Source organism: Acidovorax sp. SRB_14 (assembly GCF_012932145.1).
GTDB lineage: Bacteria > Pseudomonadota > Gammaproteobacteria > Burkholderiales > Burkholderiaceae_C > Simplicispira.
This window is the reverse complement of record NZ_MWOK01000010.1, coordinates 14,517-38,210: the sequence shown is the minus strand read 5'-3', so window position 1 is coordinate 38,210 and position 23,694 is coordinate 14,517. Positions and strand designations below refer to the sequence as shown.

Sequence of the window (23,694 nt, the reverse complement as noted above, 5' to 3'; positions counted from 1 at the left end):
TTATGACACTCCCAGCAGATAAGGGATAGTGTCCAGCCCAAGGCCTGATCGATATTGTTCGAGATGGCTAAAGTCTCGAAGAAACTGATTGTCACTGTCCTTGGCTCTTACGTTTGGGTGGTTGAGAGGTCTTGGCCAAGTCTCTTCGTCACAGGGCAGATGTTGGAAAGCTTATAGCGCTGAATCTATGCTGGGCATGCCTTTGAAAGGAGTTGACTATCGCGAAAGGCAACATATCGACATTCCTAAAGGGCCTGGATGCTAAGCTTCATCATATGAGGCAACAAATACGGGATCCTCATGAGGCTGAGAAACACTTTGATGCATATTTTCTGTCATGCCGATATGTACCGAAAGCGTACAGGAATGTTGCCTTTATGCCTTCTGCAGCAGTTAATTGATTTATCGTGCCTATCGAGTGGTCCCCAACGATAAATCCAAGTGGGACCATGTTCACTTGTCACGCTAAGAAGTGCCGTGGCTAACTCGTAGAGCTATTGCATCAACACACAAGAAGCCGGCGACAAAGCCATCCTCACTGCGCTTGTGTCGAGGTCAGCACGATGGAACTGTGGCCTTGCCGTTGGTGGCAACTTTCCTAAACGGAACGCATTTCCTTGGTCCAATTTGATACTTGGCAGGCTTTCCAAGCAGGGCATGCATTGTGGATTTTTAACCTAAAAAAGTCATTTTTTGCAATAATTGCAAATGCCTAGTAAGTTGCATGAAAATAATCCATGCGTCATTGCTATGATGCATTTTTCGCCATATACGACTGTTGCAGTGAGACACCATGAAAATTACCGTGGTTGGAACAGGCTATGTAGGCTTGGTTAGCGGAGCGTGCTTGGCCGAAGTGGGCAACGACGTGTTGTGCTTGGATGTGGATTTTGAAAAGATCCGCATCCTGGAATCAGGTCGTATCCCTATTTTTGAACCTGGCCTGCAAGAAATGGTGCAGCGCAATGTAGCTGCAGGGCGCCTGCGCTTTACCACCGACGTAGAGCAGGCCGTGCACCACGGCACCGTTCAATTCATTGCCGTAGGAACGCCGCCCGGTGAAGACGGCTCCGCAGACATGCGGTATGTCTTGGCCGCCGCGCGCAGCATTGGCGGCTTCATGACCGACTACAAGGTGGTGGTGGACAAAAGCACGGTTCCCGTGGGCACCGCCGACCAAGTGCATGCCGCCATCGCCGAGGAACTGTTCCAGCGTGGCATGGAGACTCCCTATGCCGTGGTGTCGAACCCGGAGTTCCTCAAGGAGGGGGCGGCGGTAGAAGACTTCATGCGTCCGGATCGCATCATCGTAGGGGCATCCGATGAGCAGGCCATTTTGCTGATGCGCGCGATTTATGCCCCCTTCCAGCGCAACCGTGAGCGCTTGATCGTGACCGACGTGCGCAGCGCTGAACTGACCAAATACGCGGCCAATGCCATGTTGGCCACACGCATCAGTTTCATGAACGAGTTGGCGAATCTGGCAGAGCGCCTGGGCGCCGACATTGAGATGGTGCGCCAGGGCATGGGCTCTGATCCGCGCATTGGCTACCACTTTCTCTACCCAGGGTGCGGCTATGGTGGCTCCTGCTTCCCCAAGGATGTGAAAGCCTTGATCAAAACGGCCGCTACGGAAGCCGGCATGAATCTGCAGGTGCTCAATGCCGTTGAGACAGCCAACAATGCGCAAAAGCATGTACTCGGCTGCAAGATCAGACAAAGGATGGGAGACGACCTGACGGGCAGGCATTTCGCCGTGTGGGGGCTGGCATTCAAACCCAACACCGACGATATGCGCGAGGCGCCGAGCTTGGAGTTGATCGCCGATCTGTTGGCCGCTGGCGCCACCATTGCTGCCTATGACCCTGCAGCCATGTACGAGGCACGGCGCCTGCTCGGAGACGATCCGCGCATTCACTATGCGCACGCTCCGAACGACGCCTTGGAAGGCGCGGATGCATTGGTCATCGTGACTGAATGGAAAGAGTTTCGCAGCCCGGACTTTGACCTGATCAAGGCTCGGCTCAAGCAACCCCTCATCGTGGACGGCCGCAACCTGTACGATCCTGCATTGGTGCGCAGACAGGGGTTTGACTATCTGGCCATAGGCCGCTGATCGTTCAAAGCAGGGTAGGCACCATGCCCGAAGATGTGTTCGAAACCGAGGCGTGGTTTGCCAACCTGCTCGCCCACGGCTTCGAACGCGCGCCCCAGCAGCATTGGAAATGGCCATTGCCCGTGTCATCAGATGGCGGGACGGCCTACTTGCACCTCATGCAGCAAACGCCTGGCAAGCCTCTGTCTGCTTTAAGCAATTACTACAGCTGTCTTTATGGCCCAACAGGTCCCCTGGAGGCCATCCACGGCCTCTCGGCTGGGCAGTGGCGTGCGGCGGCCAAGGCACTGCGGCACATACCCGGTGGTGAGGTGTTGCGTTTACAACCGTTGGATGACGATAGCCCGTGGCTTGCAGCGCTGCAGAGCGGATTGCAAGCAGCGGGATACTGGACAAATCGTTATTTTTGTTTTGGCAATTGGTACCAAACCGTCCCGCACGGTGGTTTCGGGGCTTATTGGGCACAGCGTCCGTCTGCCCTGCGGCACAGCGTGTCACGTGGCCGGCGTCGCCTGTCTCGCGCTGGAGAATGGCGCGTCGATATCCATACCGGCGAGTCGAACCATTTGGACTGCGCTTTGTCCGCCTACGAGGCAGTCTATTCCCAAAGCTGGAAGCAGCCCGAACCCTGTCCTGCTTTCATGCCTGGACTGGTGCACACAGCAGCTCGCCAAGGCTGGTTGCGCCTGGGCGTATTGTGGGCGGGTGATCAGCCCTTGGCCGCGCAAGTCTGGCTGGTGCATGCCCACAAGGCCAACATCTACAAATTGGCTTATGTGCAAGGCCAAGATCGCTTTTCCCCTGGCTCGGTCCTCACCGCAGCACTGATGCAGCATGCCATGGACGTCGACAGGGTGCTGGAAGTCGACTACCTCAGCGGTGACGACGCCTATAAGCGCGACTGGATGGCCCAGCGCCGTGAACGCATAGGGCTCATGGCCTTCGACCGGCGCCATTGGCGTGGCTTCCTAGCGTGGGGCCGGCATCGTTTGGGACGTTTGCGCAGTCTGGTTTCCGGCGCGGTGCGGTAGCCGAGACGCTGTTTCGCAACATTCAATAGGAGTTCGGTAACCAACGGAGCGCATAGGCTTCGCAGTTCTCCTTCGCTGTGCAGAGGATCGCTTGGAGACGACCTTGTGCACCAAGTGTTACGTATCGATCGCTATCTTGGTGAATCATCAGCCAAACAGGATCGAAATGAACGATCTTGCACCCTATTGGTATGTCTGAGCCCTTCAACGTTGACTCCATGCTTCCAAGCAAAGCTCAATACAACGCAGGATTGTCCGCATGAATGCCGTTTTCCATCCTCAAAAAGAGTTCTCCACCCATTTTTTGGGATGTCAGGTTGTGCCCCAACGGGACAAAACCTTATTGCGTGCAGCAGAGGAGTTGCGCTACCAAGTTTATTGCGAAGAATGCCGCTTTCTTCGTCCAGAAGAATGTCCCGATGGGAGGGAGAGCGATGAGCATGACGTCAATTCGGCCCACTTCGCTGCGTTGAGTCTGCAGCAAGAGCTGGCGGGCTATGTGCGCTTGGTGCATCCCGACGCGATCCAAACCTTTCCGTTTCAGAACCACTGCGTGGCCCTGCTGGAGGGAGTGATACTGCCACCAGCGGCACAATCGGCCGAGATCAGCCGTCTTATGGTACGCAAAGATTACCGTCGTCGCCATGGCGAGAGGCCCCCCAGCGGCGTATCAACGGATGAGGCTGAATCCGCGCGTGCCCACGAACTGCGCAATCCATCGCCCGAAATTCTGCTGAGCCTGTATCGCCAAATGTATGCATACAGTTTACGCAACGGAATTCGCTATTGGTATGCCGCGATGGAGCGCTCTTTGGCGCGGATACTGGCGCGAATGAACTTTGGTTTCCAGCAGATAGGACCAGCCACTGATTACTATGGTCCCGTGGCTCCGTACGTGGCGGACCTGCGTGTCTTCGAGTACCAATTGAGTCAGCGAAATCCGGCACTGCTGGCGTGGATGCGTAGCTCCTGTGTCTTGTGCTGAGTGCAAATGGGCCTGCTCTCGCTTCTGCCTGAGGGCGCAGTCCGTGGTTTGCGCAAACTCCTGTTGGCCCAGGGCCGGCGCATGGGCAGCAGTCGCATGCTGGAGGCCTCAAAAGCCCGCGCGATCCGCACCAGCATTGACGCCGCCAAACACAGCGCGGCATACAGAACCTTGCTGCAAGAGCAGGGTGTCGATCTCGGCAAACTGGGTTCCCAGACCGAGTGGGTCAGTTTGCCCGTCTTGACCAAAGCCAACACGTTCGAACGTTTCCCGCTGGCCCACCTCTCGCGGCCATTGCCGGCCACCATGTTGGCCGACGTGCTTACCAGTTCTGGCCGAGGTGGCCGCAGTTATGGTTTCCGGCTGACGGCGCGGGAACAGCACGAAGAGGCTTGGTTCTCCATCGATCTGGGTCTCCAGGATGTCTTCGGCGTGGACGATACGTCCACACTGCTGGTCAATTGTTTGCCCATGGGAGTGGTGTTCCGCTCCCGGGCGGTGGCGGTCGCCAACGTCAGTGTGCGCGAAGACATGGCGTGCTCCATCTTGCGCGACGTGGGACCTGGTTTTCAGCAGACCTTGTTGTGTACAGATCCCTTGTTCATTCGCCGGTTGCTGGATGAAGCCGACAGGTCGGGCGTGGACTGGCGCGCGCTCAACACCAGTGTGATCGTGGGCGAAGAAGTGCTGGTAGAAGCCCAGCGCGACTATATTGCTGCGCGCATGGGTATCGACATCGATCAAGACCCGCACCGTTTGGTGGGCAGCTCTTTCGGGGTGGGAGAACTGGGTCTGAACCTGCTGTTTGAAACGCGCGAGACGATTCGCATGCGCCGCGCCATGCGCGCACAGCCGGAGTTGGTGCGTGTGCTCTGCGGCTCAGCGGCAGTGGATGCCATCCCCTCCGTTTTTTGCTACAACCCGCTGCGCATTTACCTTGAAATCTTGAACCCTGACGCGAATGGCTTCGGTGAGCTCTGCATTACCTTGCTCGACCGCCATGCCGTCATTCCGCTGCCGCGCTATGCCACCGGCGATCTGGGCAGGCTCATGCATCCGCAAGAAACGGCCACGGCGGCTGCCATGGCGGAAACTGAGCCGCCTTGGCTACCGCTGGTGGCCATTCAGGGGCGCATCAAAGACCGGCTCTCCGGATTGCCTTCGGTCGAAAGCGTCAAAGAGCTGCTGTACCTTGACCACGCCATTGCCGACCAATTGACCGGCGCTTTTCGTCTCGCCTCCACGAGCAGCGGCGGCATCCAGCTCACCCTGCAGGCCAACGCCGCCACCGCTGTGACTCCAGCGCTGCAGACCCAGTTACTGGAACTCTGCTCCCGGTGTGGATTTGCGAACCTTGAGGTGGTTCTGGTTGAACCTGAAGACTTTCCGTGGCGGCCGCTGCTGGACTTCGAGAGAAAGTTCGACTATGTCGCCGCAGATCGCCTGTGATTGTCGAATGGAGTGAGGCGCTGCTCGTCGGCAGTGTTGGAAAAATAAGGGCGCACACTTCGACGCGGCCCCTTTGTTTTGCAAGCGCGACCTGCGGCTGCGGATGGTCAGCAGTGCAAACTTTTCAGCCAGGCAAGCATCACTGTTTCCACTTCCCGCTTCGCTAACGTGCCGGAAAAGGTGTGATCCGCTCCATGGATCTGGTATTCGCTGACACCAGGGCGTGCGAGCAATCCGCGCCAGGCGGGGTGCATTTTTGCATGTTCCACAAACTCCTGTGCTGTCAGATCCCGCCCACTCAGTATCAGTATCATTTTGCCTTCAAAGGCATGCCATCCTTGCGCCATTAGCTCCTGAAATGTGAGTATTTCTGGCGTTTTTTGCCGCATGGTGCGCAGGTTGCTCCCGAGGCCACGCAGTGCCTGCCAGCCCACGCCACCGGCTGCCAGCTTGCGCCAAAAGGCGGGCTCCAGGAGGCGCTGGCGGTAGTAGTGCTTCACTCGTGCACGCGCCAGTCCGGCGTCGGATCGTACCCAAGGGTTGAGCAGAGCCAAGCCTGCTACGCGGGAATCGCCGGTGGCCTGCATGTAGAGCAGGCTGGCCGATGCACCGTCGCACAAGCCCCAGAGCACGACCTTGTCTACCTTGCCGTGGCGGCCATGCAAGGCATCGATGGCGGCGGCGATGTGGGGGGCGGAGTCTTCAAACGGCACGCGACTTCCCGGGCTGTCGCCCATGCCGGGGAAGTCAAAGCGCAAGACGGGATAGCCTGCGGCGGCGAGACCGCGGGCGAGCTGCACGAACTGCCTGTGGCTGCCGACGCGGTATTGCGCGCCACCCACCACGATCACCACGCCCGTGGTCTGCTGCGGCGTGTCGGGCGCAGGCAGGCTGACGATGCCCAGCATGTCGCGCGCATGCGGCCCGTGAATGACCAGGGGACGCTCGTGGCTGGTCATGGCGGCGTGGTGTGCGCGGCAGTTTTGGCCAGCATGTCGAGTGTGGCCTGCACGAGGCTAGGGGCTTCCTCGGTGGCCACGGTCTGCCAAAAAGGCGGGCCCGTGAGTACCTGTGCGGATACCGCCCAGCCAGCGTCACGCCAACCGGCCAGCTGCTTCTCGGAGGCGGGACTCAGAACGGGCTCCGCCTGGGCTGACAACTCCAGCCAGACCAGTTGTCCCGGATTTTGCGAGGGAGGCTCGAGCCGCGCCGCGGCCAAGCCCCGCGCCAAAGCGGGGGTGAGGGTGTAGCCGGCAATGTCCACCGGCTGGCCGTTGTCCAGCATATTCGCTGGCGTCTGCCCACTCGCATTGCCAGCGTCCAGCCACTGGCTTGCCGTGTGCAGGCGCAGAAACTGCTGCAGCATTTGCTGCCCGCTAGGGGGGGGCTGCCAGAGCAAGAAATTGCACCGCTCGGCCAGGGCATTCGCCAGCGCCGTCGCAAGCAGGGCGCCTGTGCGAAGGCCCCAGAACCACAGCGGGCCGCTGGCATGTTCCCGCAGCCAGCAGTGCGCATGGCGTGCGTCCTGCAGCCAGGCTTCCCAGGTGGCGTCGGCAAACTCCCCTTCGCTGTCGCCGCAGCCCAGCAGGTCGATCTGCAACACACCATAGCCGGCTTGCGCGAGCGAGCGCGCCTGCTGTGCAACCATGCGCCGCGTGCAGTTGAGCTCTTCGGCAAATGGGTGCAAGTAAAGGATGCTGCCCCGCGGTGCCTCTCCTTGGGGGGGGTAGAACAAGCAAAAGCGTTGCCCGGAGCCGGTTGGCAGAAAAAAAGCCTCGGGCAAAGCGACACGGCAAGAGGAGCTCATGGGCCTTGTCTTGCCAGCGCCTGCTCTGTGAGGCCCATCAGACTTCCCACGGTGGCGAATGCCGAAGCGTCGAGGTCCTCGTCGCAGAAGGTGATGCCGAAGTGGCTTTCGATGCCGGTGATGAGGGCCAGCACGGCCATGGAGTCAAGTTCAGGCAAAGCGCCGAGCAGGGCGGTGTCGCGCTCAAACCCCATGGCCCGACCCTGAAGTCCGAGTGCGTCGTCGAGGATGCGAAGGATGGGTTCGTTCAGATGCATGGCACGGTGTCGGTCAAAGACAAGGCTGCACACTGGGTCCGGCTAGTGGGCAGAGTTTGCAGGCGCGGTCTGATTCTAGAGACTGTTGTGCAAAACACAGCAGGCGGCCATCCGGCATGGCAATGACTTAACATGGTTCTCATGCCTAAAGCGCCAGAATTCAGCACGGGAATGCCCCCTGTGCTGCTGCACGAACTGCCGGCCCGCGCTGCGGTCTGCTGGCCTGAACGGACGGCCTTGACGGTGGGCGGCGAACATGTTTCATACGCCCTTGCGCAGTCGCACATTGCGCGCTGCACGGCCTATTTGCTGGCCCTGGGTCTGGCGCGCGGAGCACGCGTCGCCGTGTTTCTGGAAAAGCGAGTCGAAACCGTCGTGGCCAGCTTTGCCGCGCCTGCTGCAGGCGGTGTGCTGGTGCCTGTGAACCCTCTGCTCAAAGCGGCACAGGTGGCACATATTCTGCAAGATGCCCAGGCCCAGGTGCTGGTGACGTCTGCAGCACGGCTCGCGGCGTTGGCCCCGGTGCTCGCCGCTTGCGTGGCTCTTCGACACGTGGTGGTTTGCGACACGGCTTTGCCGACCGCTGAACAAGACTTGCCAGCCGGCTTGGGTGTGCATGCATGGTCTGATGCGCCAACCCACCTGTTCGCCGACCCGCCCGCCGTGCTCGAAACAGATGTGGCCGTGATTTTTTATACGTCGGGCAGCACCGGCCGACCCAAGGGCGTAGTGCTGTCGCACCGCAATCTGGTGGCCGGAGCCACGAGTGTGGCGGGCTACCTGCACAACCGCGCCGAAGACACCTTGCTGGCTGCGTTGCCGCTGTCGTTTGATGCAGGGTTCAGCCAGCTCACCACGGCTTTTTTGGTGGGCGCGCGCGTGGTGTTGCTCAATTATTTGTTGCCACGCGATGTGCTGCTTGCCATGGTGGGAGAAAAGATCACCGGGCTGACGGCCGTGCCGCCGCTGTACATGCAACTGGCCGCACTGGACTGGCCTGCCGGTGCCGCGCAACACCTGCGCTATTGGGCCAACACCGGCGGACGTATGCCCAAGGCCACGCTGCAGCGCCTGCGCGCGCTGGCGCCCGCGGCATTGCCTTATCTGATGTATGGATTGACCGAGGCATTTCGTTCCACCTATCTGCCCCCCGATGAAGTGGACCGCCGGCCCGATTCCATCGGTCGGGCGATACCGAATGCCGAGGTGCGCGTGCTGCGCGAAGATGGCAGCGAGTGTGCCGTGGATGAGCCTGGTGAACTGGTGCACAGGGGGCCATTGGTGGCCTTGGGCTACTGGAACCGACCCGAGGAAACCGCGCAGCGCTTTAAGCCCTGGCCGCCAGCACTTCTGCCTGCGGAAAGCGACGGCTTGGCGCCCGAGCGCGCGGTGTATTCGGGCGACACCGTCCGGCGCGATTCCGACGGATTTTTGTATTTTGTGGGCCGGCGCGACGAAATGATCAAGACCTCGGGCTACCGGGTCAGTCCGACCGAAGTGGAAGAGGTGCTGTACACCAGCGGCTTGGTGGCCGAGGCACTGGTGTATGCGGTGCCGGATGACGCACTCGGCAGCGCCATCTGCGCGGCCCTGTGGGCCTTTCCGACGGCCAGCGGTGATGCTGACAAAGACACGGCGGCTGTGTTGGCGCATTGCCGTGAACACATGCCAGCGTTCATGTGGCCCAAGGCATTGCTCTGGGTCGACCAACCGCTTCCACGCAGCCCCAATGGCAAGCTGGACCGCCAACGCTGGAGGCTGGAGCATGGATCGATTCGACACGTCCCTCGATGAGCTGCGGGTGGGAGGCCTGCCACTGTCCCTGCTGGCCGAACGGGTCGGCCAGACACCGTTCTACGCTTACGACCGGTCTCTGATTGCTGCGCGCGCAGCAGCCGTGCGCCGATTGCTGCCGCAAGGGGTGGGCCTGCACTACGCGATCAAAGCCAATCCTATGCCCGCACTGGTGGGGTTTATGCGTTCCCTGGTGGATGGCATGGATGTGGCCTCGTCTGGCGAACTGAAGCTCGCGCTGGACGCGGGTGCGGATGCCCGGTCCATCGGCTTTGCGGGGCCGGGCAAGCGCGATGGTGAATTGCGGCAAGCCGTGGCTTCGGGCGTGCTGCTGCATGTCGAGTCGGTGCGTGAACTGCAAGTCCTGGCCGACACTGCGCAGGCCCTGGGGCGGCCGGCGCGTGTGGCGCTGCGCGTCAATCCCGATTTCGAATTGCGCGGCGCTGGCATGCGCATGGGTGGCGGGGCCAAACCCTTCGGCATGGATGCTGAACAGGTGCCCGCCGTACTGCGCGGCCTGGTCAACGAGGGCTTGGTATTCGAGGGCTTCCATCTTTACGCAGGGTCGCAAAGCCTGCGGGGCAGCGCGGTGGCCGAGAGCCTGCACCGCTCGCTCGATCTCGTGCTGCGTTTGGCTGACGAGGTGCCGGCGCCTGTGCGCCATGTCAACCTGGGCGGTGGCTGGGGCATCCCCTATTTCTCGGGTGAAGCTGCGCTGGATCTGGATCCTGTGGTCGAAGCGCTCACACAGGTGCAAGGCGCTTTACAGCGCACGCTGCCCGCCGCGCAATTGGTGCTGGAGCTCGGCCGGTATCTGGTGGGCGAGGCGGGTATCTATGTGGCCCGTGTGATCGACCGCAAAGTCTCGCGCGGCCAGGTGTTCCTGGTCACAGACGGAGGGATGCACCAGCATCTGGCCGCGTCGGGCAATTTCGGCCAAGTGGTACGGCGCAACTATCCCGTGGTGATAGGCACGCGACTGCAGGCAAAAGAACGCGAAATCGCGAGCGTTGTAGGGCCTTTGTGCACCCCCCTGGATGTGCTGGCCGATCACGTGGACTTGGCGGTGGCGCAGCCGGGTGATCTGGTGGTTGTTTTCCAGTCCGGGGCCTACGGTGCGACGGCGAGCCCGCAGGCATTTCTGGGGCACCCACCTTGTCCCGAAGTATTGGTATAGACGGTCTCGCGGCCACCGCAATACGGATGGGGTTACCCGTCTTGGGAGGCTTGTCGTTCACGGCAGCGGCCTTCGCAGCCGCTGTGCACCACCCGGTGGCGCCCGGAGGCGCCGTATTGGCACTGGGTTGCATGGCACTTTGGATTGCGCGGCGCCCCGGAGACATATGGTTTTTGCTGCCCGCTGTGTTGCCCGTGGCCAGCTTCACTCCCTGGACGGGCTGGTGGTTGGCAGACGAGTCTGACCTGCTGGTGCTTGCCACGCTGGGCGCTGCGTACCTGCGGTGGGGGTGGGATGTCTGGAGCCAGCCTGCGGCGGCATCCAGACAACTGCCGTATGGCGTCTGTTGGGTATATCTGGTCCTGCCCCCGTTGCTGGTGTTGGGTGTATGGCGCGGCCTGGACGATGCGCGCGGTGCAGAACCTTGGGCGGCACTGCTGTCCGATCTTTGGGCGCAAGGTTTTTATGGGGACTATGACCTGCCAGGCAACACGCTGCGCGTTGCCAAAAGCCTGGCATGGGGTCTATTGCTGATGCCTGCGCTTTACCGCTGGGGGCAAGGTGCTGCGCTGCGGCTGGCGCGGGGCATGGTCGCTGGACTGGTTGTGGTTTGCACAGCCGTCTTGTGGGAGCGGTGCGTTTATGCCGACGGCCTTGATTTCAACGAGCCCTATCGCACCAGCGCATGGTTTTGGGAAATGCATGTCGGTGGTGGCGCTATCGACGCCTATCTGGCGCTGGCATTGCCGTTCGCATGGTGGGCCGCATTGGTGGCGCGGCGGGGTTGGCGTTGGGTCGCCGCGGCAGCGTTGTTGGTTGTGGCTATCTATGCTGTCCTGACGACCTATTCTCGTGGGGTCTATCTATCTGTGTCGCTGGCGCTGGCTGCGCTGGCGGTGCTGTTGCACAGATACCGCATAGTCTCTCCCGATCGTTCAGTGTGGCACTGGCGGGCCATTGTCTGCCTGGTTGCAATCTTGGTAGTCGAAACGCTGACGGTGCTGCTGGGCGGCTCTTTCATGTCGGATCGCCTTGCGCGCTCCGGTGCGGACCTGTCCCAGCGTATGGCGCACTGGCAGCGCGGCGTTGCATTGCTGCGTACGCCAACGCAGTGGCTCCTGGGCTTGGGAGTGGGAAGACTGCCCGCGCACTACAGCACCCAAACTTTTGCCGGTGCTCCGGCTGGGCAAGTGCGATGGAAGCACAGCGCTGACGGTAGCACCCAGGCGTGGCTCGCGGGTCCGGCCGGGCCAGATATGCGAGGTGAAGTTGCGCTTGTCCAGCGGGTACCTCTGGTATCTGGAGGGACTTACAAGGTCCGCCTTGGCGTTGAGGTCTCAGGCTCTGCACGGATGGCGCTGCGCTTGTGCGAGCGGCATCTGCTGTACGCCTTTAAATGCCAAACGCGTTTGGTGCATGTGCCCCTAAGTCGGGAAGCGCGAATAACTGGGCTAGAGCTTGCTTTGCAAGGGCCTGATCTTGCACCGCCCCGTGTGCTTTCCGGAGTGCGTTATGGGGTGCTTTCTGTCACCGTACTTGGTCCAGACGAGTCTGTAGGGTTGCATGCAATAGAGCTGCTGGATCCCTATGGCCAGCAGGTAATTAAAAATCCGTCTTTCTTATTAGGCGAACGCTATTGGAACATCATTGCCGATGGAAATTTTTTGCCATGGCATATGGACAATCTTTTTCTCGAATTGCTGATAGAACGTGGCTTGGTTGGCTTGGGGGTTTTTATGGTTCTTGCCTCGGGAGCCTTGGCAATGACGGTTCGTGGCATGCAGCGTTACAGCCCGCTAGCACCCGTCATAGGGGTGGCAATGTCGGCAGTGTTTGTGCTGGGAAGCGTTGTAAGTTTTATTGAAATCCCACGTGTATCCATTATGCTCTGGTTGTTGCTTGCGGTGTCTCCGCTGGTCATCGATGACTGACACGTTGTCTGGTGGATACACGTTCCGCGTGCACCGGGTTTTCGCGCTAAAAGCGGTCTTCTGTGGGTCTTTCAATGCTCGGGCAAAACGGATACGTCTGTGAAACAGCCGATAGTGTTTGATTTTTGAGATGTTTTTTTGCTGCCGAGTGAAAATAATAGCAGGAAGCGAAATGATCAAGATATTCAGCCATTATTTTCATCGGCGCACCATGTGGCAAATCATGGTGTATTCAGCGTTGATTGTTGGCGCCTTGAGTATTTCACTGGCGTTGCAGGCGGGTATGTTCAATGCCGTTGCCATTTCTGCAAGTTTGGGTCGGGGCGGCTTGATGGCGGCCGGAATTTTGACCGTCAATTTCGCACTCGGACTTTATGAGCGCCCTAACAAACTAACGCTCGGTCAGGTGCGTGCTCGCGCAGTGCTATCCTTTTTGTGTTTTTTGGCCATTGCGGCTGGAATATTGATGATTCTGCCATTGCAGCCCCCTTACCATAATACACACGCTTGGGGTGCCTTGTTGCTGATAGCCAGCGGCATGCTAGTAGTTCGATTCTTCGGTGGAGACATACTTCCCACAGCCTACAGCGTTCAGCGCGTATTGATTTTTGGCACTGGAAATCGGGCGCGTATCGTGGGCCAGTCGCTCCAAAGGAATGACCCTAGTGTCGAATTGGTTGGATACTTTTTAGGCTCCCAAGAGAAAGAATCTGATGTGGCCGTGAGAAGTATTTTTTCTCGCGAATCTAGCCTTACGGAGGTAGTGAAAAAAAATCGCGTAGATGAAATTGTGGTGGCGTTGAATGAGCGTCGCGGTGGCAGCATGCCGTTGAGTGAGCTGCTGGATTGCAAGCTGAAAGGTATACAAGTCATAGATATTGCCACCCACTTCGAGCGATTTTTGGGGCAAATCCATCTTGAAGCCGTATCTGCCGGTTGGTTAATTTTTGGGGATGGTTTCAGGCAAGGGTTCGTGCGATCCATCATCAAATGGGCGTTTGACGTGATTGGCGCGACTGTTTTGTTGTTGTTGGCCGCACCCGTGATGGTTGTGGCAGCCTTCCTGATTTTTATCGAAGGCGGAGGACCCATATTTTACCGCCAAGAACGCATTGGCCTCCATGGCCGCATCTTCAATGTGATCAAGTTTCGTAGCATGCGCCAAGACGCAGAAAAAGACGGTATGCCCAGATGGGCGAGCGCCGCAGATGCGCGCGTTACCCGTGTGGGCAAACTGATGCGCAAGATGCGTATTGATGAACTTCCCCAGCTGTTTTGCGTACTCAAGGGCGACATGAGCCTTGTAGGGCCCAGACCGGAGCGGCCGTATTTTGTGGACCAGCTCACGCGTGAGATTCCCTATTACGCCATTCGCCATAGTATCAAACCTGGACTCACTGGTTGGGCCCAAGTGCGCTATCACTATGGAGCCTCGGTCGAAGATACCACGCAAAAACTGCAATATGATCTCTATTACGTTAAAAACCATTCGTGGTTTCTTGATGTGGTCATTCTGTTCGAAACGGTGGGCGTGGTACTGACGGGAAAAGGCGCACAGTAAAGCGGATTTTTGCACCAAGATCATGAATCAGAGCGAGCCCTCGTTGATTTACTGGAGCTTGGGGCTTGCGGGTATTGCGTATGCTATTTTGGTGCTGCGCTTGATTCGCCAGGGTGCCATGCGCAAGCCTGTCAATCGCATAGCTGCAACCATGCTGGCGGCCGCACTGGTCACGGTGCTTTGGAGCGGATTCAGTTTGCTGGCTCTGGCTGTCAACCCCGGATGGTGGTTGGCTGCGCAAGCGGCCGATATGCTGCGCTACCTGTGCTGGGGCATATTCTTGGCCCTGTTTTTCGCGCCTGGTGCAAGTTGGGTGCACAGCGCTGCTGGCCGCTGGTGGCCAGGCTGGATGCTGGCAGCTCTGCTCGGCGTTCCCCTGCTGATTGAGACCGTGCATGCGCTGGTTGGGCCCTTGGGAAACACATTTTTAATGGTGTTGCTGGCACTCGGCGCTCTTGTAATGGTCGAGCAGTTGTTTCGCAATCTTCCCGAAGACTCGGTCTGGAGCGCCAAACCTGTATGTCTCGGCTTGGCCGGAACCTTTGTGTTCGACCTCTACCTGTTTTCCCAAGGAGTACTTTTCCGCGGTATAGATCTCGACGCTTTGAGCGTGCGGCCCTTCGTGCACGCCCTGATGGTGCCCCTGCTACTGCTGGCCACCACGCGGCACCGCAACTGGATTTCCAAAATACGTGTCTCGCGCAAAGTCGTTTTTCACTCGGCAACGTTGGCATTGGTTGGGCTGTATCTGCTTTTCATTGCAGGTGTAGGTTATTACGTGCGTTTTTTTGGCGGCGACTGGGGCGGTGCCTTGCAAGTCGGCCTCGTCTTTGTGGCCTTGGTACTGGCAAGCGCTCTGGCACTTTCTGGTTCCTTGCGTGCCCGGTTGCGGGTGTTGCTGGGAAAACACTTCTTTCGCTACCGTTTTGATTACCGTGAGGAGTGGTTGAAATTCACAGCAACCCTTTCGAGCCAGGCCCGTCCGCAAGAAGCGGGCCGCCATGTGGTCAAAGGTCTTGCAGATATGCTCGAGAGCCCTGCGGGTGGCTTGTGGTTGTTGCGTCCGGAAGAAGATCAATATCGGCAGGTGACCGTGTGGAACATGGCTCCGACCACACACACCGAAGACCAGCATGCTGAGCTCGCAACTTTCATGCAATCCACCGGTTGGGTGGTCAATCTGGAGGAGTTTCGCGCCGCGCCCTGGCGATACCGGGACCTGCGCCTGCCAAAGTGGTTGTCCGAATATCCACAAGCCTGGCTGGTCGTGCCGCTCTGGCAATCCACGAGCATGCTGGGGTTTGTCGTGCTGGCCAGTCCACGCACGCCGGTGGACGTCAATTGGGAAGTCAATGACTTGCTCAAGACTGCCGGGCGACAGGCAGCGAGCTTGCTGGCGCAAATACAGGCTACCGAGGCACTGCTGGAAGCGCGCAAGTTTGAAGCTTTCAACCGCATGTCGGCCTTTGTGGTCCACGATCTAAAAAACATCATCGCCCAGCTGTCTCTCATGCTCAAAAATGCCAAGCGCCTGCAAGATAACCCAGAGTTCCAAGCCGATATGCTGATGACGGTTGAGAACTCGCTGGAGCGCATGCGCCAATTGATGCTTCAGTTGCGTGGAAGCGGTACATCCGGTGCTTCATCCGTGGGCGTTAACCTGGGAAAGATTGCTGAGCGGCTGGCGGCCAGTGCTTTGGGCCGAGGGCGCCAAGTCACGCTGGAGTTAGCGCCCCGCGTGTTTACCCGTGGACAGGCTGAGCGCGTGGAGCGCATCATTGGGCATCTGGTGCACAACGCGTTGGATGCCACCGATGTCGATGACCGGGTCTGGATCAAAGTCGATCGCTTTGCCAGCCATGCGCGGGTTGAAGTGGGTGACAGTGGCCAGGGCATGACCGAAGAATTTGTGCAAACGCGGTTGTTCAAGCCGTTCCAGACCACCAAGGAGTCTGGCATGGGAATTGGCACTTATGAGAGCTTTCAGTATGTGCAGGAGCTCGGTGGCAAGGTTTCCGTGGACAGCCAAGTTGGCAAGGGGACAGTGGTGAGCCTCCTGCTCCCCTCGATTGAAGTCTTTGGTGATTCCGATACCCCAGCTTAGGAGCAGGCATGGATGTGGAAAAGCTGCAGCCGCTGTTGATCGTGGAAGATGACGTGGCGCTGCAAAAGCAGATCAAATGGTCCCTGGATCGCTTTGAAGCCGTCACGGCCCACGACCGCGAGAGCGCCATGGCGCAGCTGCGCCGGCACGCGCCTGCCGTGGTAACCATGGACCTGGGCTTGCCACCCGATGCAGACTCGGTATCAGAGGGCTTCAAACTGCTCGCACAGATCCTGGCTGCAGACCCTGACGTCAAGGTCATCGTGCTGACCGGACAAAACGACCAGTCCAATGCGCTCAAGGCTGTTGCCATGGGCGCATACGATTTTTTGACCAAGCCCTTTGAGCCTGAAGTGCTCAACCTGAATGTCGAGCGTGCGTTCAGACTGCACTCGCTGCAGGCCGAGAACAGGAGGCTGCAGGCCATGCAGATGCCCGATGCAATCTCGGGCCTGCTCACGCGCGACCCGCAGATGCTTCGCATATGTCGCACCATCGAAAAGGTTGCCAATACCAATGCTTCCGTCATGCTGCTGGGCGAAAGCGGGACAGGCAAGGAGGTTCTGGCACGCAGCCTGCACCAGCAGTCCCTGCGCAAGACCGGAAAATTTGTGGCCATCAATTGCGCCGCCATTCCTGAAAATCTTTTGGAGAGCGAGCTTTTTGGCTACGAAAAAGGGGCTTTCACAGGGGCGGCGAAAACCACGACCGGCAAGATCGAGACAGCGCACGGTGGCACCCTCATGCTCGATGAGATCGGGGACATGCCGATGCCTTTGCAAGCCAAGCTGCTGCGCTTCTTGCAGGAACGTGTCGTCGAGCGCGTAGGCGGGCGCCAAGAAATTGCGGTGGATGTGCGCGTTGTATGCGCAACCCACCAAAACCTTACGCAATGCGTCAAAGAAGGGCGTTTTCGCGAAGACCTTTATTACCGTCTGGCGGAGATCGTGGTCGAGATTCCCCCCTTGCGCGCACGCGTAGGAGACGCGGCGTTGCTCGCCCACTCCTTTGTGCGCCGCTTCGGCGAGGAGCACCGCCGCACCCTGACGCTCGCCGCTGACGCGCTGCGTGCGATCGAGGCACATCCCTGGCCCGGCAACATCCGCGAGCTCGAGAACTGCATCAAGCGCGCCACCATCATGGCCGACGGAAATCAGATCACCGCAGACGATGTCGGGCTCGCGGTCGCCGACGGTACTGAGGGAGACCGATCGCTGGACCTGCGTGTGACGCGCGAGGCCGCCGAGCAGCGGGCAGTGCTTGCGGCGCTCGCGCGGGCGGACGGCACAGTGGCCAAGGCGGCCGACCTGCTCGGCGTCAGCCGCCCGACGCTGTACGACCTGATGCACCGCCTGGGGCTCAAGCCTTGAAGATTTTCTCTGGAGAACGACGATGAAGGTTTCCGTTTCCCGTTCCCTCGCTCCTGTGGCCGCTCTTACAGTGGCGTTGCTGGTGTCTGCATGCGGTAGCGACAATCCGGATGCGCTCATGGCGTCAGCGCAGGATTACATGAGCCGCAACGATGCACCAGCGGCCATCATCCAGCTCAAAAATGCATTGAAGGTGCGTCCGGACTCCGCAAAAGCGCGCCTCCTTTTGGGACAGGCTTTGCAGTCCAATGGCGATACGGCGGGCGCTGAAACCGAGTTGAGAAAAGCGCAGGAGCTGGGCGCAGCCCCTGACGAAGTTGTTCCGCAACTGGCCCAAGCCATGCTGCTCGGTCGGCAATATCGCAAGATCACGGCCGACTATGCAGATCTGCAGCTTGCCAGTGCCGAGGCCCAGGCCAGTCTCAAGACCATCGTGGCCATCGCCTGGCAGAGGCAGGGCCAGGAAGACAAATTCCGCGCCAGCCTCGACGAAGCGCTCAAAGCGAAGGTCGACCACCCGCCTGCGCTGATCGAGCTGGCACGCGCCAGTGCGCAGCACGGCGATATCGATGGTGCGTTGGCAGGCCTGGACAAGATCCCCCGCCAGTCTTCTGCCGCCGATGAGGCGCTGAAACTGCGCGGAGACGTGTTGTTGTACGGCAAACACGACATGGATGCGGCGCTGGTCGCGTACCGGGAAGCGCTCCAGGTCAACCCTTCGTACAAAGAGGGCCAGGCTGCCGTCGTGCAACTGCTGCTGCTCCAGGGCAAGACCGATGCTGCCGCCGAGGTCTTGCAGGGGTTGGCCAAGGCGGCGCCCGGCAAGCCGCAAACCGTGTATTTGCAGGCCATGTTGGCGTATGCCAAAAACGACCTCAAAGCGGCGCAGGAATACGCGCAAAAGCTGGTGAGTCTCACGCCCGACAATTTTCGCGCGCTCGAGCTGGCCGGCATGACGGAGCTGCGCCTGGGATCCAACGTCCAGGCTGAGGTGTTGCTGGCCAAAGCCTTGCAATTGGAGGCCGGGTTGCCCCTGGCTCGGCGCGGCCTGGTGACTGCATACGTGCGCCTGGGCCGGCTCGACAAAGCCATGGCCGCACTGCCTGCCGATGTAGAGCGCAATGACCGCGACCCCAGCATGCTGGCGCTGGCGGGGCAGGTATACATGCTCCATGGGGATGTCGACCGTGCACAGCGTTACTTTGCCCGGGCATCCAGTCTGGACCCCAAAGACCCGGCCAAGCGCACATCGCTGGCGGTCAGCCGATTGGCATCTGGGCAGAGCAGTGCCGCGCTGGGTGAGTTGCAGAGCATCGCGGCTTCCGACGATGGCGTGGTGGCAGACATGGCTTTGATCAATGCACTGCTGCAGGAGCGCAAGGTCGACGAGGCGCTCAAAGCCATTGATGCACTGGAGAAAAAGCGCCCTGCGGATGTGTTGCCTGTATTCTTGCGCGGCCGCGCTTTGCTGCTCAAGCGCGATGCAGCCGGCGCACGCAAGGCCATGGAGCGTGCGCTCGAAATCGACCCCAATTATTTTCCTGCGGTGGGCGTGCTGGCGGTGCTCGACAACGCCGACAAGCGACCAGACGATGCGCGTGCGCGCCTGGAGGCAGCCATCAAGCGCCAGCCGGGCAACATTCAGGCCCATCTGGCGCTGGTGGAGTTGCGTGCAGCCAACGGCGCGGACAAGACGGAGCTGGCAAACCTTCTGCGCAAGTCGGTCGATGCGGCACCCAACAGCCCCATCCCCCGCCTGGTCCTGGCAGAGCATTATTTGCGCAACGGGCAACCGAAAGACGCACTGGCCGTGGCGCAGCAAGCGGTGGCCGCAGTACCTGACAACCTGCAATTGCTCGATGTCCTGGGGCGTGCGCAGTCGGCCAACGGGGAGCACAACCAGGCGCAGACCAGCTTCAATCGGATGGCAGCCCTGCAGCCGCAGTCTCCGCGGCCTTACCTGCGCATGGCCAGCGCCAACCTGGTCGCCGGAGACCGCGCTGCTGCCGGCCAAAACCTGCGCAAGGCACTGGAGATCGAACCCAATTTGCTGGAAGCCCAGCAAGGGCTGGTCCGTTTGGCGATGGCGGCGCAGAAGCCCGGCGATGCCTTGGCCATCAGCCGCACCGTGCAAAAGCAAAGGCCAAAGGAGTCAGTAGGCTATGTGCTCGAAGGCGAGATTCACGCAGCGAACAAGGCGTGGGACAAGGCCATCGACGCCTTCCGCACCGGGCTCAAACAGGTGGCCAGCCCGGATTTGGCGGTACGGCTGCACGATGTGCTGGTGTCGGGCGGAAAGAAGCCCGAAGCCGATCGGTGGGCCGCTGAATGGCTGCGCACCCAGCCCAAGGATGCGGCTTTCCCCTTCTACCTGGGGAGCCGGGCTCTCAATGACAACGAGTTGCCAGAAAGTCTGCGCCAGTTTGAGCGTGTCTTGGCGCTAGAGCCCGGCAACGCCGTCGCCCTGAACAACATGGCTTGGATTAAAGGCCAGTTGGGGCGTGACGGTGCATTGGCCGATGCCGAGCGCGCCAACTCCCTGGCACCCAACCAGCCTGCGCTCATGGACACCTGGGCCATGCTGCTGTCCGCAGCCAATCAGCATGACCGAGCGCTTGAGCTGCAAAAGAAGGTCGTGCAGTTGCAACCCCAGACGCTCACGTTCAAGCTCAATCTGGCAAAAATCGAAATTAAAGCGGGCAAAAAGGACGCCGCCCGCGCCTTGCTCGACGAACTCGGCGCCGCAGGAGCGCAGTTTCCAGAGCAGGCCGAAGTGGAACGTCTCAAGAAAGAGCTTTGAGGTCTCGGTGGGCGGAGCCTGGTCGATCCCCGCGCCGCGCCAGCCCCTGGCGTCGGCCCTGGCCCTGGCGACGCGCCAGCAACGCGAGCTGCGGTTCGAGGTGGCGCAGATCGAGCGCGCGCTGCAGCCCTCCGGCCTGCCCCTCGTGTTGCTCAAAGGCGGCGCCTATGCGCTGACGGGCATGCAGGCGCCGCTCGGGCGCATGGTGTCGGACGTGGACATTCTGGTGCCGCGTGAGCGCCTGGCCGACGTCGAGACCGCTCTCATGATGGCCGGCTGGGTGCACACCCACCATGGCGCCCACGACCAGCACGACTACCGCACCTGGATGCACGAGCTGCCGCCGCTGCCGCACATGCGCCGCGGCACGGTGCTCGATGTGCACCACGCCGTGGTGCCCGCCACCGCCAAGGCCCGTTTCAGCACGCAGCGCCTGCTGCAGGCGGCGCAGCCGCTGCCCGGTCAGCCGGGCGTGCGCGTGCTCGCCCCGCCCGACATGGTGTTGCACAGCGCGGCCCATCTGTTCCATGAATGCGACTTCGCGCACGGATTCCGCAGCGTGGTCGACTTTGATGCGTTGCTGCGCGAGTTCGCCGCCTTGCCCGGTTTCTGGCCGCAACTGCTCGAACGGGCCGCGGCGCTGGACCTGCAGTGGCCGCTGCACCAGGCGCTGCGCTGTGCGCAGGCCCTCATGGACACCCCCCGTGCCGGCCGGAGCCGAGGCCGCGCTGGCGGCCTCTGCCCACGCCACCACCGAAGACAGGTGGACGCCGCTGGCGCGCGGCCTGCTGTACCTGTACGGCCACCGCCTGCGCATGCCCTTGCACCTGCTGCGGCCCCACCTGCTGCGCAAGGCAGTGCGCCAACTGCTTCCCAAGGAGAAACCATGAACCACACACGCTGGTGGGTGCGTTGGGCACCCGTCTTTCTGTTCCTCGGGGCAGGGAGCGGCAGCGCGCTGGCGCAGTTGCCCGACACCGTCGAACGGGTCAAGCCCGCCGTGGTGCTGGTGGGCACGTACCTGGCGACCGACACGCCGCGGTTCCGCTATGTGGGCACCGGCTTCGTCGTGGGCGACGGCTTGCATGTCGTGACCAATGCCCACGTGACGGCGGCCCTCGGTGCGGTGGGCGCCGACGGGCCGGCCCTGGTCGTGCAGCTGCGCGCGGGCGCGGGCCTGTGGGCCATGCGCCAGGCGCGGGTGCTGGAGACCGTCCCCGAGCACGATCTGGCCCTGCTGCAGATCGATGGGCCCCCAGCGGCGGCACTCAAGGTGGGCGCATCGGAGCCGGTGCGCGAAGGCGACGACCTGGCATTCATGGGTTTTCCGATCGGCGGGTTGCTGGGGTTTTCGAGCGTCACCCACCGCGCCACCGTCTCGTCCATCACCACCATGGCCCTGCCCAGCCCGACCGGCCAGCAGCTCAGCGAGCGCGCCATCCGCAGCCTGCGCGCTGGGCCCTTGAAGGTGTTCCAGCTCGACGCCACGGCCTACCCCGGCAACAGCGGCGGCCCCTTGTTCGATCCGCGCAGCGGCGCGGTGCTCGGCGTGATCAACATGGTGCTGATCAAGACCACGCGCGAATCGGCCATGAGCCAGCCCTCGGGCATTTCGTACGCGATTCCGAGCCGCTATGTGCTCGATCTGATGGCGCGGCACCGGTAGCACTGCGTGGCCCGCGCCTGGCCGCCAGGCGGCGTCGCAGTAACATGCTGCGCATTGTCTTGAATCCCCTGCTGGCCCATGCTGAACTCTCTTGGATCGAACCACACCCCCCTGGACGCCGCCATCATCGACCTTGACGGCACGATGGTGGACACCCTGGGCGATTTTGCCGAGGCCCTCAACCGCATGCTGCGCGACCTGGCGCTGCCGGCCCTTGCCGCAGCGCGCATCGAGCCCATGGTCGGAAAGGGCTCCGAACACCTGCTGCGCTCGGTGCTCCAGCACGTGCTCGGGCAGGCCGGGCAAGCGCCCACAGCGGTCGAAGTCGAAGCGCTTTATCCGCGTGCCTGGGAGCGCTACCAGCACCACTACCTGGCCATCAATGGGCAATATGCGCGCCTCTACCCCGGCGTCGCCGAGGGCCTGCAGGCGCTCAAGGGTGCGGGCCTGCGCCTGGCGTGCCTGACCAACAAGCCCACGGCCTTTGCGTTGCCGCTGCTGCGCGCCAAGGGCCTCGATGGGTTCTTTGAACATGTGTTCGGCGGCGATGCGTTCGAGCGCAAAAAACCCGATCCGCTGCCCCTGCTCAAGACCTGCGCGGCTCTGGGCACGGCGCCGGCGCGCACGCTGATGGTCGGCGACTCCAGCAACGATGCCCAGGCCGCGCGTGCCGCCGGCTGCCCGGTGGTGCTGACCACCTACGGCTACAACCACGGACAGCCGGTCACGGCGGTCGATGCCGACGGCTGGGTCGATTCCCTGATGCAGCTCGTACCGGCGTCTGTGGCCGAAGATATCCAGTGAAAAGTGGCTGAAACGCCGATGGGGTCAGCGCCGGCAGCTATCCATTCAGGATTCCACGCCACGGTACCGGCGCGGCGCACTACCTCAGGTGGGCTTGCCCAGCAGGGCGTCTTTGAGCTTCCAGTCGGCCGGCTGCTGGCCCAGCCAGATGCCCATCAGCGCGTGGAAGAATTCGGGCTCCTTGAAAGGCTCGCCCTGGGGCTGGCCCTTGACGGTGATCACGGTGCCGGTGCCGGGAACCCAGTCGATCATGAACTGGTCGCCGGCCTGCAGCTTCTTGTGCTCCGAGAAGATCTGGCTCATGCGCAGCACGCCCGGAATGAGCTTGGAGAACGAGGCCTTGTCCAGGTTGTCCTCCATGCCGCGCGAAAACAGCTTGCCCAGTTCGCGCGAGTCGATGTCGCGCAGCATGGTGACGGACAGGCGCTTGGCGCCCGCCAGGGTGGCCACCTCCTGCGGCGTGGAAGCCTTCTTTTCGAGGTACAGGCCGGCGGTGTAGACCTTGAACACGGCCTTGTAGCGCACGCCCGCGCCGTTGAGGACCAGCTTGCTGCCCTGCACCTCGGTGGGGTTGGGGTAGGCCACATCGGCCACCGTCACCGGCTGCGCCAGTGCGGCGCACGCCAGCAGGGCGGCCCACGCCGCCGCCAGGTTGTTGTACCGAATCTTCATGCACGCCTCCTGAAATAGAACGGTCGTTCTTTTTGAATTGTTGCCAAATGTGAATTTCCCTGCCACAGGGTTTGCCAGAGGGTGCTCCGGCATGGCGCCGCGCCGAAGCGGCAGGTGGGAGGCGGGAGAGGGCGGTGGCGCCTGCCCCATTTGCTACACTTTGGCCCATG

17 protein-coding genes are annotated in these 23,694 nt (G+C 61.0%); 13 read left to right on the top strand and 4 right to left on the bottom strand.

Going from position 1 to position 23,694, the window contains the following annotated elements; all coding sequences use genetic code 11:
* Positions 1 to 793: 793 nt before the first annotated feature.
* From B2J86_RS09665 to B2J86_RS09650, 4 genes are all read left to right on the top strand, one after another.
* Positions 794 to 2,116 carry a UDP-glucose/GDP-mannose dehydrogenase family protein gene (locus B2J86_RS09665; protein ID WP_173025391.1) on the top strand — a complete coding sequence of 441 codons (1,323 nt, stop codon included), beginning with the start codon at positions 794 to 796 and terminating at the stop codon, positions 2,114 to 2,116.
* A 23-nt stretch (positions 2,117 to 2,139) separates the two neighbouring features.
* Positions 2,140 to 3,147, top strand: a complete 1,008-nt coding sequence (locus tag B2J86_RS09660; protein WP_254068037.1) for a GNAT family N-acetyltransferase — start codon at positions 2,140 to 2,142, stop codon at positions 3,145 to 3,147.
* 259 nt (positions 3,148 to 3,406) lie between these two features.
* A complete protein-coding gene (locus B2J86_RS09655; protein WP_173025390.1) occupies positions 3,407 to 4,132 on the top strand; it encodes a PEP-CTERM/exosortase system-associated acyltransferase in 726 nt (241 codons plus the stop codon).
* Between the two features lie 6 nt (positions 4,133 to 4,138).
* The gene (locus tag B2J86_RS09650; RefSeq protein WP_173025389.1) at positions 4,139 to 5,581 is read left to right on the top strand and encodes a hypothetical protein; all 1,443 of its coding nucleotides are present in this window, start codon (positions 4,139 to 4,141) and stop codon (positions 5,579 to 5,581) included.
* A 107-nt stretch (positions 5,582 to 5,688) separates the two neighbouring features.
* Here the strand turns inward: B2J86_RS09650 and B2J86_RS09645 are convergent, their stop codons facing one another.
* The 3 genes from B2J86_RS09645 to B2J86_RS09635 are packed head-to-tail and all read right to left on the bottom strand — an operon-like array spanning position 5,689 to position 7,645.
* Complete coding sequence (locus B2J86_RS09645; protein ID WP_173025388.1) at positions 5,689 to 6,540, bottom strand: hydrolase 1, exosortase A system-associated; 852 nt, start codon at positions 6,538 to 6,540, stop codon at positions 5,689 to 5,691.
* Entirely contained in the window at positions 6,537 to 7,388 is an 852-nt protein-coding gene (locus tag B2J86_RS09640; RefSeq protein WP_173025387.1) for a hydrolase 2, exosortase A system-associated, read from the bottom strand. The genes B2J86_RS09645 and B2J86_RS09640 overlap by 4 nt, the downstream gene beginning before the upstream one ends.
* The gene (locus tag B2J86_RS09635) at positions 7,385 to 7,645 is read right to left on the bottom strand and encodes a phosphopantetheine-binding protein (RefSeq protein WP_169167520.1); all 261 of its coding nucleotides are present in this window, start codon (positions 7,643 to 7,645) and stop codon (positions 7,385 to 7,387) included. The genes B2J86_RS09640 and B2J86_RS09635 overlap by 4 nt, the downstream gene beginning before the upstream one ends.
* A gap of 171 nt (positions 7,646 to 7,816) precedes the next feature.
* On the opposite strand from B2J86_RS09635, the gene B2J86_RS09630 reads away from it, so the two are divergent.
* The 9 genes from B2J86_RS09630 to gph all read left to right on the top strand — a co-directional run bounded on the left by B2J86_RS09630 (position 7,817) and on the right by gph (position 22,852).
* Positions 7,817 to 9,439 (top strand): acyl-CoA ligase (AMP-forming), exosortase A system-associated, encoded by a 1,623-nt coding sequence (locus B2J86_RS09630; RefSeq protein WP_254068050.1) that lies wholly within the window; start codon positions 7,817 to 7,819, stop codon positions 9,437 to 9,439.
* On the top strand, positions 9,411 to 10,616 hold the full coding sequence (locus B2J86_RS09625) for a pyridoxal-dependent decarboxylase, exosortase A system-associated (protein WP_173025385.1): 1,206 nt from the start codon (positions 9,411 to 9,413) through the stop codon (positions 10,614 to 10,616). Before B2J86_RS09630 ends, B2J86_RS09625 begins: the two co-directional genes overlap by 29 nt.
* A 131-nt stretch (positions 10,617 to 10,747) precedes the next feature.
* Complete coding sequence (locus tag B2J86_RS09620; RefSeq protein WP_254068036.1) at positions 10,748 to 12,547, top strand: hypothetical protein; 1,800 nt, start codon at positions 10,748 to 10,750, stop codon at positions 12,545 to 12,547.
* 172 nt (positions 12,548 to 12,719) lie between these two features.
* Positions 12,720 to 14,108, top strand: coding sequence for a TIGR03013 family XrtA/PEP-CTERM system glycosyltransferase (locus tag B2J86_RS09615; RefSeq protein ID WP_173025383.1), 1,389 nt, complete (start codon positions 12,720 to 12,722; stop codon positions 14,106 to 14,108).
* 22 nt (positions 14,109 to 14,130) lie between these two features.
* Entirely contained in the window at positions 14,131 to 16,212 is a 2,082-nt protein-coding gene (gene prsK / locus B2J86_RS09610; protein WP_173025382.1) for an XrtA/PEP-CTERM system histidine kinase PrsK, read from the top strand.
* A gap of 8 nt (positions 16,213 to 16,220) precedes the next feature.
* Complete coding sequence (prsR, locus tag B2J86_RS09605) at positions 16,221 to 17,582, top strand: PEP-CTERM-box response regulator transcription factor (protein WP_169167525.1); 1,362 nt, start codon at positions 16,221 to 16,223, stop codon at positions 17,580 to 17,582.
* A 22-nt stretch (positions 17,583 to 17,604) separates the two neighbouring features.
* Positions 17,605 to 20,382 (top strand): XrtA/PEP-CTERM system TPR-repeat protein PrsT, encoded by a 2,778-nt coding sequence (gene prsT, locus B2J86_RS09600; protein ID WP_173025381.1) that lies wholly within the window; start codon positions 17,605 to 17,607, stop codon positions 20,380 to 20,382.
* A 7-nt stretch (positions 20,383 to 20,389) separates the two neighbouring features.
* Positions 20,390 to 22,048, top strand: a complete 1,659-nt coding sequence (locus tag B2J86_RS18410; RefSeq protein WP_173025380.1) for a nucleotidyltransferase family protein — start codon at positions 20,390 to 20,392, stop codon at positions 22,046 to 22,048.
* Positions 22,049 to 22,126: 78 nt separating this feature from the next.
* Positions 22,127 to 22,852, top strand: a complete 726-nt coding sequence (gene gph / locus B2J86_RS09590) for a phosphoglycolate phosphatase (RefSeq protein WP_173025379.1) — start codon at positions 22,127 to 22,129, stop codon at positions 22,850 to 22,852.
* An 84-nt stretch (positions 22,853 to 22,936) separates the two neighbouring features.
* On the opposite strand, the gene B2J86_RS09585 is transcribed toward gph, so the two are convergent.
* On the bottom strand, positions 22,937 to 23,524 hold the full coding sequence (locus B2J86_RS09585; protein ID WP_173025378.1) for a chalcone isomerase family protein: 588 nt from the start codon (positions 23,522 to 23,524) through the stop codon (positions 22,937 to 22,939).
* Positions 23,525 to 23,694: the final 170 nt, after the last annotated feature.

Excerpts from the sequence above, each read along its gene's own strand:
- B2J86_RS09665 (WP_173025391.1), top strand. The coding sequence starts at position 794 with ATGAAAATTACCGTGGTTGGAACAGGCTATGTAGGCTTGGTTAGCGGA.
- B2J86_RS09660 (WP_254068037.1), top strand. The coding sequence starts at position 2,140 with ATGCCCGAAGATGTGTTCGAAACCGAGGCGTGGTTTGCCAACCTGCTC.
- B2J86_RS09655 (WP_173025390.1), top strand. The coding sequence starts at position 3,407 with ATGAATGCCGTTTTCCATCCTCAAAAAGAGTTCTCCACCCATTTTTTG.
- B2J86_RS09650 (WP_173025389.1), top strand. The coding sequence starts at position 4,139 with ATGGGCCTGCTCTCGCTTCTGCCTGAGGGCGCAGTCCGTGGTTTGCGC.
- B2J86_RS09645 (WP_173025388.1), bottom strand. The coding sequence starts at position 6,540 with ATGACCAGCCACGAGCGTCCCCTGGTCATTCACGGGCCGCATGCGCGC.
- B2J86_RS09640 (WP_173025387.1), bottom strand. The coding sequence starts at position 7,388 with ATGAGCTCCTCTTGCCGTGTCGCTTTGCCCGAGGCTTTTTTTCTGCCA.
- B2J86_RS09635 (WP_169167520.1), bottom strand. The coding sequence starts at position 7,645 with ATGCATCTGAACGAACCCATCCTTCGCATCCTCGACGACGCACTCGGA.
- B2J86_RS09630 (WP_254068050.1), top strand. The coding sequence starts at position 7,817 with ATGCCCCCTGTGCTGCTGCACGAACTGCCGGCCCGCGCTGCGGTCTGC.
- B2J86_RS09625 (WP_173025385.1), top strand. The coding sequence starts at position 9,411 with ATGGATCGATTCGACACGTCCCTCGATGAGCTGCGGGTGGGAGGCCTG.
- B2J86_RS09620 (WP_254068036.1), top strand. The coding sequence starts at position 10,748 with ATGGCACTTTGGATTGCGCGGCGCCCCGGAGACATATGGTTTTTGCTG.
- B2J86_RS09615 (WP_173025383.1), top strand. The coding sequence starts at position 12,720 with ATGATCAAGATATTCAGCCATTATTTTCATCGGCGCACCATGTGGCAA.
- prsK (WP_173025382.1), top strand. The coding sequence starts at position 14,131 with ATGAATCAGAGCGAGCCCTCGTTGATTTACTGGAGCTTGGGGCTTGCG.
- prsR (WP_169167525.1), top strand. The coding sequence starts at position 16,221 with ATGGATGTGGAAAAGCTGCAGCCGCTGTTGATCGTGGAAGATGACGTG.
- prsT (WP_173025381.1), top strand. The coding sequence starts at position 17,605 with ATGAAGGTTTCCGTTTCCCGTTCCCTCGCTCCTGTGGCCGCTCTTACA.
- gph (WP_173025379.1), top strand. The coding sequence starts at position 22,127 with ATGCTGAACTCTCTTGGATCGAACCACACCCCCCTGGACGCCGCCATC.
- B2J86_RS09585 (WP_173025378.1), bottom strand. The coding sequence starts at position 23,524 with ATGAAGATTCGGTACAACAACCTGGCGGCGGCGTGGGCCGCCCTGCTG.